At 68.1% G+C, this 14,164-nt stretch carries 16 protein-coding genes; 15 read left to right on the forward strand and 1 reads right to left on the reverse strand.

Annotated features, from left to right (window positions below):
* Nucleotides 1-182 precede the first annotated feature (182 nt).
* The 15 genes from secY to glmM all read left to right on the forward strand — a co-directional run bounded on the left by secY (nt 183) and on the right by glmM (nt 13,196).
* The gene (gene secY, locus OG429_RS23020; protein ID WP_328927162.1) at nt 183-1,496 is read left to right on the forward strand and encodes a preprotein translocase subunit SecY; all 1,314 of its coding nucleotides are present in this window, start codon (nt 183-185) and stop codon (nt 1,494-1,496) included.
* Complete coding sequence (locus OG429_RS23025; protein ID WP_328927163.1) at nt 1,496-2,143, forward strand: adenylate kinase; 648 nt, start codon at nt 1,496-1,498, stop codon at nt 2,141-2,143. Before secY ends, OG429_RS23025 begins: the two co-directional genes overlap by 1 nt.
* 169 nt (nt 2,144-2,312) lie before the next feature.
* On the forward strand, nt 2,313-3,164 hold the full coding sequence (gene map, locus OG429_RS23030) for a type I methionyl aminopeptidase (protein ID WP_328927164.1): 852 nt from the start codon (nt 2,313-2,315) through the stop codon (nt 3,162-3,164).
* A 138-nt stretch (nt 3,165-3,302) separates the two neighbouring features.
* Nucleotides 3,303-3,524, forward strand: a complete 222-nt coding sequence (infA, locus tag OG429_RS23035) for a translation initiation factor IF-1 (protein ID WP_003956442.1) — start codon at nt 3,303-3,305, stop codon at nt 3,522-3,524.
* 74 nt (nt 3,525-3,598) lie between these two features.
* Nucleotides 3,599-3,712, forward strand: coding sequence for a 50S ribosomal protein L36 (gene rpmJ, locus OG429_RS23040; protein WP_003956441.1), 114 nt, complete (start codon nt 3,599-3,601; stop codon nt 3,710-3,712).
* A 198-nt stretch (nt 3,713-3,910) separates the two neighbouring features.
* The gene (rpsM, locus tag OG429_RS23045) at nt 3,911-4,291 is read left to right on the forward strand and encodes a 30S ribosomal protein S13 (RefSeq protein WP_007265919.1); all 381 of its coding nucleotides are present in this window, start codon (nt 3,911-3,913) and stop codon (nt 4,289-4,291) included.
* A gap of 54 nt (nt 4,292-4,345) precedes the next feature.
* Nucleotides 4,346-4,750, forward strand: a complete 405-nt coding sequence (gene rpsK, locus OG429_RS23050) for a 30S ribosomal protein S11 (RefSeq protein ID WP_003956432.1) — start codon at nt 4,346-4,348, stop codon at nt 4,748-4,750.
* 150 nt (nt 4,751-4,900) lie between these two features.
* Complete coding sequence (locus OG429_RS23055) at nt 4,901-5,923, forward strand: DNA-directed RNA polymerase subunit alpha (protein ID WP_007265920.1); 1,023 nt, start codon at nt 4,901-4,903, stop codon at nt 5,921-5,923.
* A 92-nt stretch (nt 5,924-6,015) separates the two neighbouring features.
* Nucleotides 6,016-6,489, forward strand: coding sequence for a 50S ribosomal protein L17 (gene rplQ / locus OG429_RS23060; protein ID WP_328927165.1), 474 nt, complete (start codon nt 6,016-6,018; stop codon nt 6,487-6,489).
* A 107-nt stretch (nt 6,490-6,596) separates the two neighbouring features.
* Entirely contained in the window at nt 6,597-7,448 is an 852-nt protein-coding gene (gene truA / locus OG429_RS23065; protein WP_328927166.1) for a tRNA pseudouridine(38-40) synthase TruA, read from the forward strand.
* Nucleotides 7,449-7,490: 42 nt separating this feature from the next.
* Nucleotides 7,491-9,110: an ABC-F family ATP-binding cassette domain-containing protein gene (locus tag OG429_RS23070; protein WP_405678944.1), complete on the forward strand. Its 1,620-nt coding sequence runs from the start codon at nt 7,491-7,493 to the stop codon at nt 9,108-9,110.
* A gap of 67 nt (nt 9,111-9,177) precedes the next feature.
* Entirely contained in the window at nt 9,178-10,461 is a 1,284-nt protein-coding gene (locus OG429_RS23075; protein ID WP_328927168.1) for a glycosyltransferase family 87 protein, read from the forward strand.
* A 232-nt stretch (nt 10,462-10,693) separates the two neighbouring features.
* A complete protein-coding gene (rplM, locus tag OG429_RS23080) occupies nt 10,694-11,137 on the forward strand; it encodes a 50S ribosomal protein L13 (protein ID WP_150258788.1) in 444 nt (147 codons plus the stop codon).
* Between the two features lie 42 nt (nt 11,138-11,179).
* Nucleotides 11,180-11,701, forward strand: coding sequence for a 30S ribosomal protein S9 (rpsI, locus tag OG429_RS23085; RefSeq protein ID WP_215143970.1), 522 nt, complete (start codon nt 11,180-11,182; stop codon nt 11,699-11,701).
* Between the two features lie 136 nt (nt 11,702-11,837).
* The gene (gene glmM, locus OG429_RS23090; protein ID WP_328927169.1) at nt 11,838-13,196 is read left to right on the forward strand and encodes a phosphoglucosamine mutase; all 1,359 of its coding nucleotides are present in this window, start codon (nt 11,838-11,840) and stop codon (nt 13,194-13,196) included.
* On the opposite strand, the gene OG429_RS23095 is transcribed toward glmM, so the two are convergent.
* Nucleotides 13,193-14,164, reverse strand: a complete 972-nt coding sequence (locus OG429_RS23095) for a DUF389 domain-containing protein (RefSeq protein WP_328927170.1) — start codon at nt 14,162-14,164, stop codon at nt 13,193-13,195. The two genes, glmM and OG429_RS23095, sit on opposite strands and share 4 nt — an antisense overlap.

The following is a 14,164-nucleotide window of genomic DNA, read 5'->3' on the forward strand; positions in this document are numbered from 1 at the left end:
AATCAGTGGCTGAATAGCTCGAAACCCGACCGGGGATGCCTCACATATGGGGCATCCCCGGTTGGTCGTTCCACGGAAGGCACACTCGCCGGTAAGGTGGCGTGCACCTTTGCTTTGTCGTATTCGTCGATCCCTCAGACCGTCACCTCTGACGCAGTAGCGCGGGGGTCGCAGGAGGCACCGTGCTCACCGCGTTCGCCCGGGCGTTCAAGACGCCCGACCTGCGCAAGAAGCTGCTCTTCACGCTCGGCATCATCGTGCTGTTCCGGCTCGGGTCCCACATCCCGGTACCCGGCGTGAGCTACAAGAACGTACAGATCTGTGTTGACCAGGCAGGCAGCAGCAACGGGCTGTTCGGTCTCGTCAACATGTTCAGCGGCGGTGCGCTGCTGCAGATCACGATCTTCGCGCTCGGCATCATGCCGTACATCACGGCGAGCATCATCCTGCAGCTGCTGACCGTGGTCATCCCGAAGCTGGAGAACCTCAAAAAAGAGGGACAGTCCGGCACGGCGAAGATCACTCAGTACACGCGCTATTTGACGGTCGCCCTCGCGATCCTGCAGGGCACCGGCCTGGTCGCCACCGCCCGCACGGGCGCCCTTTTCGGGACCTGCCCGGTCGGCCGCGAGATCGTTCCGGACCGGTCGATCTTCACCACGATCGTCATGGTGATCACCATGACCGCCGGCACCTGCGTCGTCATGTGGCTCGGTGAGCTCATCACCGACCGCGGCATCGGCAACGGCATGTCGATCCTCATGTTCATCTCGATCGCCGCGGGCTTCATCGGCGCCCTCTGGGCCATCAAGCTCCAGGGCAAGATCGCGGGCGGCTGGGTCGAGTTCGGCGTGGTCATCATCGTCGGCCTGGTGATGGTCGCCCTGGTGGTCTTCGTCGAGCAGGCGCAGCGCCGGATCCCGGTCCAGTACGCGAAGCGCATGATCGGTCGCCGCGCGTACGGCGGCACCTCGACCTACATCCCGCTGAAGGTGAACCAGGCGGGTGTCATTCCCGTCATCTTCGCCTCGTCGCTGCTGTACATCCCGGCGCTGATCGTCCAGTTCAGCGGATCCCAGGCGGGCTGGGCCACTTGGATCCAGAAGCACTTCGTCAAGGGTGACCACCCGTACTACATCGCGACGTACTTCCTCCTGATCGTCTTCTTCGCGTTCTTCTACGTGGCGATTTCGTTCAACCCCGAGGAAGTTGCAGACAACATGAAGAAGTATGGTGGGTTCATCCCGGGTATCCGCGCCGGTCGACCTACCGCCGAGTACCTGAGCTACGTACTCAACCGGATCACCTGGCCGGGGTCGCTGTACCTGGGTCTCATCGCTCTTGTGCCGACGATGGCGTTGGCCGGCTTCGGAGCGAACCAGAACTTCCCGTTCGGCGGGACGAGCATCCTGATCATCGTGGGTGTGGGTCTGGAAACCGTGAAGCAGATCGAGAGCCAGCTCCAGCAGCGTAATTACGAAGGGTTCCTCCGCTGATGCGAATCGTCCTCGTTGGACCGCCCGGTGCGGGCAAGGGAACGCAGGCTGCGTTCCTTGCCAAGAACCTGTCGATCCCGCACATCTCCACGGGCGACCTGTTCCGGGCCAACATCAGCCAGAACACCGAGCTCGGCTTGCGCGCCAAGGCGTTCATGGATGCCGGTGACCTCGTCCCCGACGAGATCACCATCGGTATGGCCAAGGACCGCATGGAGCAGGCCGACGCGGTGAACGGCTTCCTGCTCGACGGCTTCCCGCGCAATGTCTCGCAGGCCGAGGCGCTCGACACGATGCTCCAGGCCGCGTCCATGAAGCTGGACGCCGTCCTCGACCTGGAGGTCGAGGAGGACGAGGTCGTGAAGCGGATCGCCGGTCGGCGCATCTGCCGCAACGACTCCGCGCACGTGTTCCACGTCACGTACGCCCCGCCGAAGGCCGAGGGTGTCTGCGACACCTGCGGCGGCGAGCTGTACCAGCGCGGCGACGACTCGGAGGACACCGTCCGCAACCGGCTGGAGGTCTACCACACGCAGACCGAGCCGATCATCGACTACTACAAGGCCCAGGGCCTGCTCGTGACCATCCCCGCCCTCGGTGAGGTCGCGGACGTCACGAAGCGCGCGATGGAAGCGCTGCAGAAGTAGTCACCCCTTGTTGTGCAGGTACGGCCGCGGTGTCCCCACGGGGGTGCCGCGGCCGTCTGCATGGCGCGGCTTCTTGTGACATCAGCCAATAATTGAGGAACCACAGCGGAGATCAACCACCTCCGCGAGAGCGGCGGCGGTTTAGCCGCAAAAGAGGGAAGGCACGTTCATGGTGCAGATCAAGACCCCCGAGCAGATCGCGAAGATGCGCGAGGCAGGGCTGGTCGTCGCCGCGATCCACGCGGCGACCCGTGAGGCGGCCGTCCCGGGCGCCACGACGCGGGATCTGGACATGGTGGCCCGCAAGGTCATCGCGGACGCCGGGGCCAAGTCGAACTTCCTCGGCTACGGCGGTTTCCCCGCGACCATCTGCACCTCGGTGAACGAGGTCGTCGTCCACGGCATCCCGGACGACAAGACGGTCCTCAAGGACGGCGACATCATCTCGATCGACGCCGGCGCGATCGTCGACGGCTGGCACGGGGACGCGGCCTACACCGCCTTCGTGGGCACCGGGCACGCTCCTGAGCTCGTGGAGCTGTCCCGGGTGACCGAGGAGTCCATGTGGGCCGGCATCGCCGCCATGAAGCTCGGCAACCGCCTCGTGGACATCTCGAAGGCGATCGAGGGGTACATCAAGCGCCAGCCGCGTCCGGCGACGGGTGAGCACAGCCTCGGCAAGTTCGGGATCATCGAGGACTACGGCGGCCACGGCATCGGGTCCGAGATGCACATGGACCCCCACCTGCTGAACTACGTCTCGCGCAAGCGGGGCAAGGGGATCAAGCTGGTCCCGGGCGTCTGCCTGGCGATCGAGCCGATGGTCTCCCTGGGCACGGCCCAGACCGAGGTCCTGGCGGACGACTGGACGGTCATCTCGACGGACGGCACCTGGTCCTCGCACTGGGAGCACTCCATCGCCCTGACGGAGGACGGTCCCATCGTCCTGACCAGCCCGGACTGCGGCAAGGCGAAGCTGGCGGAGTACGGAGTCACCACGGCTCCGGACCCTCTGGCGTAATGATCTACACTCTGGGGCAAACTTTCCGGATTCGTCTTTCTGGGTGCCCTGACGTAGACTGACTCGTCGGCTCTCGTGCACTTCCATGCCTGCATGGCGCGCGAGGCCGATCAAGGTAGCCGATTCGAAGGGCGAAGCGTGGCCAAGAAGCAAGGTGCCATCGAAATCGAGGGCACCGTGATCGAGTCCCTCCCGAACGCGATGTTCAAGGTGGAACTGCAGAACGGTCACAAGGTCCTCGCGCACATCAGCGGCAAGATGCGCATGCACTACATCCGCATCCTCCCGGATGACCGGGTCGTCGTGGAGCTGTCTCCGTACGACCTCACGCGTGGCCGGATCGTCTACCGATACAAGTAGATCTTGTCCTCACTCCTGCCTGGGCGTCTTGTCCCGGTGCGGGTGGTGGCACTGACCCGGAGAACCTCACCAACATGAAGGTCAAGCCGAGCGTCAAGAAGATCTGCGACAAGTGCAAGGTGATCCGCCGTCACGGTCGGGTCATGGTCATCTGCGACAACCTGCGCCACAAGCAGCGCCAGGGCTGACGCACGCCGACCGACCTGCACTACGCAGTTCTTCGCGCGACGTAAGAAAACGTACATACGCAGAATCCGCCCAGCCCTGCAAGGGGCCGGCGGTACCTCCGGCGGGGGCCGGGGACCCGGACGTACCATCACCCACTTCGGGTGGTCGGCGGTCGGGAGTGGTTCTGCGGAAGACCCCCGAACACACAGGAGCCATTTGTGGCACGCGTTTCCGGTGTTGACATCCCGCGCGAAAAGCGTGTGGAGATCGCACTCACCTACGTCTTCGGTATCGGGCGCACCCGGTCCAAGGAGATCCTCGCCTCCACCGGCGTGAACCCGAACACCCGCGTTCGTGACCTGGCCGAAGAGGACCTCGTCAAGATCCGCGAGTACGTGGACGCCAACCTCCGTACCGAGGGTGACCTCCGCCGCGAGATCCAGGGCGACATTCGCCGCAAGATCGAGATCCAGTGCTACCAGGGCATCCGCCACCGTCGTGGCCTGCCGGTGCACGGTCAGCGCACCAGCACGAACGCGCGTACCCGCAAGGGCCCGCGTCGCGCGATCGCCGGTAAGAAGAAGCCGGGCAAGAAGTAGTCCTGTTCAGCGGTCTTGCGCTGTAGGACCGACCACCTCCCGTAGGAGATTTAGATGCCCCCCAAGGGTCGTCAGGGCGCTGCCAAGAAGGTGCGCCGCAAGGAAAAGAAGAACGTCGCTCACGGGCACGCCCACATCAAGAGCACGTTCAACAACACCATCGTTTCGATCACCGACCCCTCGGGCAACGTGATCTCCTGGGCCTCCGCCGGCCACGTCGGCTTCAAGGGCTCGCGCAAGTCCACCCCCTTCGCCGCGCAGATGGCCGCCGAGTCGGCCGCCCGCCGCGCGCAGGAGCACGGCATGCGCAAGGTTGACGTCTTCGTCAAGGGTCCGGGCTCCGGCCGCGAGACCGCGATCCGCTCCCTCCAGGCCACCGGCCTCGAGGTCGGCTCGATCCAGGACGTCACCCCCACCCCGCACAACGGCTGCCGCCCGCCGAAGCGCCGCCGCGTCTGACGCAGCGGACGCACCTGTGCGTTCTTGAGTGTCCGGGCGGTACGACCCCTTCGGGGGACGTACCGCCCGTACCCTTGCAGTAGCCGTACTCCGGTACGGCATCCCGTCGGGCGTCAAATAGTGGGCGTCCACGAATGAAGGAACACAGACATGCTTATCGCTCAGCGTCCTTCGCTGACCGAAGAGGTCGTAGACGAGTACCGCTCGCGGTTCGTGATCGAGCCGCTGGAGCCGGGCTTCGGCTACACCCTCGGTAACTCCCTGCGCCGTACGCTCCTGTCCTCGATCCCGGGTGCCGCTGTCACCAGCATCCGCGTGGACGGCGTCCTGCACGAGTTCACCACCGTGCCGGGTGTCAAGGAAGACGTCACCGACATCATCCTCAACATCAAGCAGCTGGTCGTCTCCTCGGAGCACGACGAGCCGGTCGTGATGTACCTGCGCAAGCAGGGTCCCGGCCTGGTCACCGCTGCCGACATCGCGCCCCCGGCCGGTGTCGAGGTGCACAACCCGGACCTGGTCCTCGCCACGCTCAACGGCAAGGGCAAGCTGGAGATGGAGCTGACCGTCGAGCGCGGTCGCGGCTACGTCTCCGCCGTCCAGAACAAGCAGCTGGGCCAGGAGATCGGCCGCATCCCGGTCGACTCCATCTACAGCCCGGTCCTCAAGGTCACCTACAAGGTCGAGGCGACCCGAGTCGAGCAGCGCACCGACTTCGACAAGCTGATCGTCGACGTCGAGACCAAGCAGGCCATGCGCCCGCGTGACGCGATGGCGTCCGCCGGTAAGACCCTGGTCGAGCTGTTCGGTCTGGCGCGCGAGCTCAACATCGACGCCGAGGGCATCGACATGGGCCCGTCCCCCACGGACGCCGCCCTGGCCGCCGACCTGGCGCTGCCGATCGAGGAGCTCGAGCTCACCGTTCGGTCGTACAACTGCCTCAAGCGCGAGGGCATCCACTCCGTGGGTGAGCTCGTCGCACGTTCCGAGGCCGACCTGCTCGACATCCGCAACTTCGGTGCGAAGTCGATCGACGAGGTCAAGGCGAAGCTGGCCGGCATGGGCCTGGCCCTCAAGGACAGCCCGCCCGGATTCGACCCGACCGCCGCCGCCGACGCCTTCGGCGCCGACGACGACGCGGACGCCGGTTTCGTCGAGACCGAGCAGTACTAAGCAGCACCCGTAGATCTTTCCCGCGGCGTCCGCCTCGGGGGAACTGACACCGGTACCTGACACGGCCGGTGCAGATATGAAGGAGTAACACCATGCCGCGTCCCGCAAAGGGTGCCCGTCTGGGCGGCTCCGCCGCGCACGAGAAGCACCTTCTCGCGAACCTCGCGAAGGCGCTCTTCGAGCACGGCCGCATCACCACCACCGAGGCCAAGGCCCGTCGCCTGCGTCCCTACGCCGAGCGTCTGGTCACCAAGGCCAAGAAGGGCGACATCCACAACCGTCGCCTGGTGCTGCAGACGATCACGGACAAGAGCATCGTGCACACGCTGTTCACCGAGATCGCCCCGCGCTACGAGAACCGCCCCGGTGGTTACACGCGCATCACCAAGATCGGCAACCGTCGTGGCGACAACGCCCCGATGGCCGTGATCGAGCTGGTCGAGGCCCTTACGGTCGCCCAGCAGGCCACCGGTGAGGCCGAGGCCGCCACCAAGCGTGCGGTCAAGGAGGCGGAGGCCAAGGCCGAGGCCACCGAGACCCCCGCCGAGGCGACCAAGGAGGCCTGATCCCGCTACGGGATCGAGCTTGCTTGATCGGCTTTGAACGGGCCCGCCCCTTCCGGGGGCGGGCCCGTTCTACGTTCCTGAAAGACCCGCCTGAGAGGATCTGTCACGTGAGTGACGAGGTGGAGCCCGGGCACGTCCGGGTGCGGCTGGACCTGAGCTATGACGGCAAGGACTTCTCCGGCTGGGCGAAGCAGCGCGTGCTGCGGACCGTCCAGGGCGAGCTGGAGTCGGCCCTGCAGACCGTGATGCGGCTGTCCGAGCCCGTCGAGCTGACCGTGGCCGGGCGTACCGACGCGGGTGTGCACGCCCGCGGGCAGGTCGCGCAGTTCGACCTGGCCGAGGAGGTCTGGGCCGAGCACCACGACAAGCTGTTGCGCCGCCTCGCGGGCCGGCTGCCGCACGACGTACGGGTGTGGAAGGTGGCCGAGGCCCCGCAGGGCTTCAACGCGCGTTTTTCGGCCATCTGGCGCCGCTACGCCTACCGCGTAGGCGACCATCAGGGCGGCGTCGACCCGCTGCGCCGCGGCCACGTGCTGTGGCACCAGTGGCCCCTCGACGTGGACGCCATGAACGAGGCCGCCGCCCCGCTGCTCGGCGAGCACGACTTCGCCGCGTACTGCAAGAAGCGCGAGGGCGCCACGACCATCCGTACGCTCCAGCAGCTCAGCTGGGAGCGCGGCGACGACGGGATCATCACCGCGACCGTCCGCGCCGACGCCTTCTGCCACAACATGGTCCGCTCGCTGGTGGGGGCCCTGCTGCACGTGGGTGACGGGCACCGGCCGACCGACTGGCCCGGCAAGGTGCTGGAAGCGGCCGTACGGGACTCCTCGGTACACGTGGTCAAGCCGCACGGGCTGACCCTGGAGGAGGTCGGCTACCCGGCCGACGAGCTCCTGGCGGCCCGCAGCAAGGAAGCGCGCAACGTGCGGACCCTCCCGGGCGCCGGTTGCTGCTAATCCGTTTGGGCGGATCGGCGCTCGGCCTGGACAATGCCCGGCATGGGACATCTCGAAGCCAGCCACCTGGAGTACTACCTTCCCGACGGGCGGGTACTGCTCCCTGACGTCTCCTTCCGCGTGGGGGAGGGGTCGGTCGTCGCGCTCGTCGGGGCGAACGGGGCCGGTAAGACCACCCTGCTGAAGATGATCTCCGGGGAGCTCCAGCCGCACGGCGGCGGCATCACCGTCTCCGGCGGCCTCGGTGTGATGTCGCAGTTCGTGGGCTCGGTGCGGGACGAGACGACCGTACGGGACCTCCTGGTCTCGGTGGCCCAGCCGCGGATCCGGGAGGCCGCGAAGGCCGTGGACCGCGCCGAGCATCTGATCCTGACGGTGGACGACGAGGCCGCGCAGATGGCGTACGCGCAGGCGCTGAGCGACTGGGCCGACGTCCAGGGGTACGAGGCGGAGACGCTGTGGGACGTCTGCACGATGGCCGCGCTGGCGATCCCGTACGACTCGGCGCAGTTCCGCGAGGTGCGCACGCTGTCGGGCGGTGAGCAGAAGCGGCTCGTGCTGGAGGCGCTGCTGCGCGGGCCGGACGAGGTGCTGCTGCTCGACGAGCCGGACAACTATCTGGACGTCCCGGGCAAGCGGTGGCTCGAGGAGCAGCTGAAGGCCACCCGCAAGACGGTGCTGTTCGTCTCGCACGACCGGGAGCTGCTGACGCAGGCCGCCGAGAAGATCATCAGCCTGGAGGCGAGCCCGAACGGTTCCGACGTCTGGGTGCACGGCGCGGGCTTCGGCACGTACCACGAGGCCCGCAAGGAGCGCTTCGCGCGCTTCGAGGAGCTCAAGCGGCGCTGGGACGAGGAGCACGCCCGGCTGAAGGCCCTGGTGCTGCGGCTGCGCAACCAGGCCGCGATCAGCCCGGACATGGCCTCGCGGTACCACGCGATGCAGACCCGCTTCAAGAAGTTCGAGGAGGCCGGTCCGCCGCCCGAGCCGCCGCGCGAGCAGGACATCCGGATGCGGCTCAAGGGCGGCCGTACGGGCGTGCGCGCGCTCACCGTGGAGAACCTGGAGCTCACGGGCCTGATGAAGCCCTTCTCGCTGGAGGTCTTCTACGGCGAGCGGGTCGCGGTGCTCGGCTCGAACGGCTCGGGCAAGTCGCACTTCCTGCGGCTGCTGGCGGGCGAGGACGTCAAGCACACGGGCACGTGGAAGCTGGGCGCACGGGTGGTTCCCGGCCATTTCGCGCAGACGCACGCGCACCCGGAGCTGTTCGGCCGCACGCTCGTGGACATCTTGTGGACGGAGAGCGCGCTGCCGCTCGGCGCGGCGATGGGCGCACTGCGCCGGTACGAGCTGGAGCGCCAGGGGGACCAGCCGTTCGAGCGGCTCTCCGGCGGCCAGCAGGCACGTTTCCAGATCCTGCTGCTGGAGCTGGCGGGCACGACGGCGCTGCTGCTGGACGAGCCGACGGACAACCTGGACCTGGAATCCGCGGAGGCGCTCCAGGACGGCCTGGAGGCCTACGAGGGCACTGTGCTGTGCGTCACGCACGACCGGTGGTTCGCGCGCACATTTGACCGTTACCTGGTCTTCGGTTCGGACGGTGTTGTGCGGGAGACTCAGGAACCCGTCTGGGACGAACGTAGAGTCGAACGCAAGCGCTAGGGGGAGACCACCCCCTCCGCCGGAGTGAGGGGAAGTCGCCGTGGGGCTGCGGCCTAGCATCTGGCTGATGAAGTGGGAGACCCAGAACGCCGGGGCCCGGATCCCCGGGAGCGCGCCCGCCGGCAACCGGCTGATCGACTGGCTGCTGCGGCCCGCCTCGCGGCCCTGGCAGCTCCTCTCGCTCGCGGTGCTGCTGGGGATCGCCGTCTCCACGAGCCTGCGGGAGAACTGGGGCTCGGACAACGCCTTCGTGGTCAAGGCCGCGGAAACGCTGCTGGCGGGCGGGTCCCCGTACGAGGACAAGCGCTTCCTGTACCTGCCCAGTGCCGTGCTGATGGCGGTGCCGGAGGCGCTGCTGCCGCAGGTGGTGCTGAGGTGGACGCTGCCGGTCGCGATGTCGGCGCTGCTGGGCGTGGGGTGGCTGGCGGCGCTGCGGCTGTTCTCGGTGCCGCTGCGCTCGCGCTTCGCGGTGGTCGGCTTCCCGGTCCTCGCCCTCGCCTACAAGCCGTACATCAACCTCGTGCTGATCGGTAACTGGACCGCCATCTCGGCGGCCGCGCTGCCGGTGGCGCTGCTGCTCGCGCACCGGCGGCACTGGGGGGCGGCCGGCCTGGTGGTGGGGCTGGCCATCGCCTGCAAGCCGATGCTGGTGCCGATGGGGCTGCTCTTCCTGGTCGCCCGGCGGTGGCGGGGGCTGGCCGCGGCCGTGCTCGTGCCGCTGGGGATCTCGATGGCCGGCGCGCTGCTGATGCCGAGCCCGTCGCTGTTCTTCACCAAGACCCTGCCGTTCCTGCTCCAGGGGCAGGACGCGTACGCGCTCCCGTGGGACGCCTCGCCGATCGCGGTGCTGCCGCGGCTGGGGGTGCCGGAGCCGCTGGCGGTGCTGGTCGCGTTCGCGGGTGCCGGGGCCGGACTGTGGGCGGCCTGGACGCGGTGGCGGCGGACGGACGAGGCCGACGACGGCGAGCTGCGGCTGGTGGAGACGGCCTGCATGGTGATGCTCGCCGCATTCCTGGTCTCGCGGCCGTCCTTCGACCACTACCTGCTGGTGGTCCTGCCGCTGCTGCTCGCCTCGGCGGTGCGGCCGGGCTCGATGCCCCGCTCGCCCTGGTTCTGGGCGGCCCTGGGGCCGCAGGTGGCGGGGATCCCGTGGCCCTCGGAGCTGGAGCGCAAGCGGCGGGCGTTCAAGGACTGCGCCACCCTGTGCGGGCTCGCGATCCTGCTGGGGCGTCGTGCGCTGCGCTCCGGGCGGGTTACTCTGGACCCTGTAACAACTGCGGGGTCCCCTCCCAGGACCGAACCGGAGTGCGCCGCGACGCCAGCAGAATCGGCATCGCGGACCGCGTTTTGACCCGTATGGGTCTGCTTGGGTATCCTGCTGGTTTGTTATGCGTATTGGCTTGCTCATTCTCACGTGAAAGGGCCTTACGCCGGTCCACCGGGCCGATGACCAGCGGTTCACACGGGTTGCGTCCCTGATGTGAACGAGGGCTGTCGTGATCGTCCGTGGTGACCTGTCAGGACCCTTCCCGCAGGGCTTGCGCCCCAGGGGATACCACCACTGAAGAAGCGAAGGCATACGCGTGCGTACGTTCAGCCCCAAGCCCGGCGACATCTCGCGCCAGTGGCTCGTCATCGACGCCCAGGACGTTGTCCTCGGCCGTCTGGCGACCCAGGCCGCTGCCCTCCTGAAGGGCAAGCACAAGCCGACCTACGCCCCCCACATGGACATGGGCGACTTCGTCATCATCGTCAACGCCGACAAGGTTCACCTGTCCGGCAACAAGGCGTCGCAGAAGATGGCGTACCGCCACTCCGGCTACCCGGGTGGTCTCCGCTCCGTGCGCTACGACGACCTCCTGGCGAACAACCCGGAGAAGGCCGTCGAGAAGGCCATCAAGGGCATGCTCCCCAAGAACACCCTGGGCCGTCAGATGCTCTCGAAGCTGAAGGTCTACTCGGGCGACCAGCACCCCCACGCTGCCCAGCAGCCGGTGCCGTTCGAGATCACCCAGGTCGCGCAGTAGTTCCGGCCACCCCCTAAGACGTAGAAAATTCTGAGGAGCATCGTGGCCGAGACCACCGCCGAGACGACCCCCGTCGACGAGTTCGAGGGCAACGTCGAGGAGTACACCAGCGAGTCTGAGGTCGTCGTCGAGGGCGACTACACCTCCGAGTCCCTTGCCGGTCGCTTCGGCGACCCCCAGCCGGCTGCCGGCCTGGGCCGTCGCAAGAACGCCATCGCCCGCGTCCGGATCGTTCCGGGCACCGGCAAGTGGAAGATCAACGGTCGCACCCTTGAGGACTACTTCCCCAACAAGGTGCACCAGCAGGAAGTCAACGAGCCGTTCAAGCTCCTTGAGCTGGACAACCGCTACGACATCATCGCCCGCATCGCGGGTGGCGGCGTCTCCGGCCAGGCCGGCGCCCTGCGCCTCGGTGTGGCCCGTGCGCTGAACGAGGCGGACGTGGACAACAACCGCCCGGCGCTGAAGAAGGCCGGCTTCCTCTCCCGCGACGACCGTGCGGTCGAGCGCAAGAAGGCCGGTCTCAAGAAGGCCCGTAAGGCTCCGCAGTACAGCAAGCGTTAATCTGCGCCTGCTGTTCTGCAACGAAACCGCCCCGGCAGCACTCTCTGTGCTGCCGGGGCGGTTCGTTTACCGCCACAAGCGGCAAATACCTGTCACAAGCGGTCACAAAGCGAAGCGGAAACTCGGGAGGACAACAGTGGGACGACTCTTCGGGACGGACGGTGTACGCGGCGTCGCCAACGCGGATCTGACGGCGGAGCTCGCGCTCGGCCTCTCCGTGGCGGCTGCCCACGTACTGGCCGAAGCGGGTACCTTCGCGGGTCACCGCGCGACCGCCGTGGTCGGCCGGGACCCCCGGGCCTCCGGCGAATTCCTCGAGGCGGCGGTCGTGGCCGGCCTCGCGAGCGCGGGCGTGGACGTCCTGCGCGTCGGTGTGCTGCCCACCCCGGCGGTGGCGTATCTCACCGGTGCGCTGGGTGCCGACCTCGGCGTGATGCTCTCCGCCAGCCACAACGCCATGCCCGACAACGGGATCAAGTTCTTCGCGCGCGGCGGCCACAAGCTCGCCGACGAGCTGGAGGACCGCATCGAGTCGACCTACGAGGAGCACCGCACCGGCGCTCCCTGGGACCGGCCCACCGGCTCCGGCGTCGGCCGGGTCTCCGACTACACCGAGGGCTTCGACAAGTACGTCGCCCACCTCATCGGGGTCCTCCCCAACCGCCTCGACGGCCTGAAGGTCGTCCTGGACGAGGCGCACGGCGCGGCCGCGTACGTGTCGCCCGAGGCCTTCACCCGGGCCGGCGCGGAGATCGTCACGATCGGCGCCGAGCCCAACGGCCTGAACATCAACGACGGCTGCGGCTCCACCCACCTCGGCCTGCTCAAGGCGGCCGTGGTCGAGCACGGCGCGGACCTCGGCATCGCGCACGACGGTGACGCGGACCGCTGCCTGGCCGTGGACGGCACCGGCGCGGAGGTCGACGGCGACCAGATCCTCGCGGTGCTGGCGCTGGCCATGCGCGAGGCCGGGCAGCTGCGCGAGAACACCGTGGTCGGCACCGTGATGTCGAACCTGGGCTTCAAGCTGGCCATGGAGGCCGAGGGCATCCAGGTCGTGCAGACCGGCGTCGGCGACCGGTACGTGCTGGAGTCGATGAAGGAGCACGGCTACGCGCTGGGCGGCGAGCAGTCCGGCCACGTGATCATCCTCGACCACGCGACGACCGGCGACGGCACGCTGACCGGCTTGCTGCTGGCGGCGCGCGTCGCGGCCACCGGCAAGTCCCTCGCCGAGCTGGCGGGCGTCATGCAGCGGCTGCCGCAGGTGCTGATCAACGTTCCCGACGTGGACAGGTCCCGCGTGGGGACCTCCGCGGAGCTGGCGGCGGCGGTGGCCGACGCCGAGCGCGAGCTCGGCACCACCGGGCGGGTGCTGCTCCGTCCGTCGGGTACGGAGCCGCTCGTACGGGTGATGGTGGAGGCCGCGGACATCGAGCAGGCCCGCGCGGTGGCCGGCCGGCTCGCGGACGTCGTGAAGTCGGCGCTGGGCTAAACCGCACCGCTCGGCCCGCGTGGCGCACCCGGCTTCCGGATCATCCGGCTCTGCTGGGTGCGCCACAGCAGTTTCCAGGCGATGAGGGTGAGCGTGCCCGAGAGGATGATGCCGCCCAGGTTGAGCGCCAGCTGGATGGCGGAGCCCCACATCTGGGCGAACTCTCCGTAGCTGAGCGCCACGGCGGCGTTGGCGCCCGCCGGGACGGTGGTGACGGAGATCGCCACGCCGACCAGCGCACCGGCCTTCGCCGACGTCAGCGACAGCATGCCGGCCACGCCGGCGAGCAGCGCCACGACGAAGGAGAACGGGTCGGGCTGCCAGATGAAGCTGGTGTTCGGCCGGGGGTTGTCGAGCATTCCGCCGTGGAACAGGCCGAGCGCGTCCATCACCAGACTGAAGGCCGTCGTCGCCACGATCGCCGCCGTGAAGCCGACGACCAGCGCGAAGAGCGAGCGCCCGGCCAGCCTCGGCCGGCGCTGCACCAGGCCCGTGCAGATGCCGGCGAGCGGGCCGAACTCCGGGCCGACCGCCATGGCGCCCACGATCAGGATGGCGTTGTCCAGGATCACGCCGCAGGCCGCGATCATCGTCGCCACGATCATGAAGACGCCGTAGGTGATCGTGAGGGTGGATTCCTCGTGGGTCGACTCGGCGAGCTGTTCCCAGACCACCGCGTCGGCGGCCTCGCCCGGCGCCTCCTCCTCCGCGTCGTCGGCGCGTGCGGAGATCGACAGGTCGATGTTCTCGACGGCGATCGAACCGGTCTTGCCGATGCCGATCGAGCGCATCTCCTGCAGCAGCTCGTCGGCCGCCTCGCGGGCGACGTCGCACAGTACGAGATCGCCCTCGGGGTCGCGGGCGGCGCCGGTCAGCACGACCAGATGGGTGGTTCCGACCGTCCGGCCGATCAGCGCCACCACCTGCTCGGTGAGGTGGTGCGGGGTGATCATCCGGAGATGCAGCAT

Source organism: Streptomyces sp. NBC_00190 (assembly GCF_036203305.1).
GTDB lineage: Bacteria > Actinomycetota > Actinomycetes > Streptomycetales > Streptomycetaceae > Streptomyces.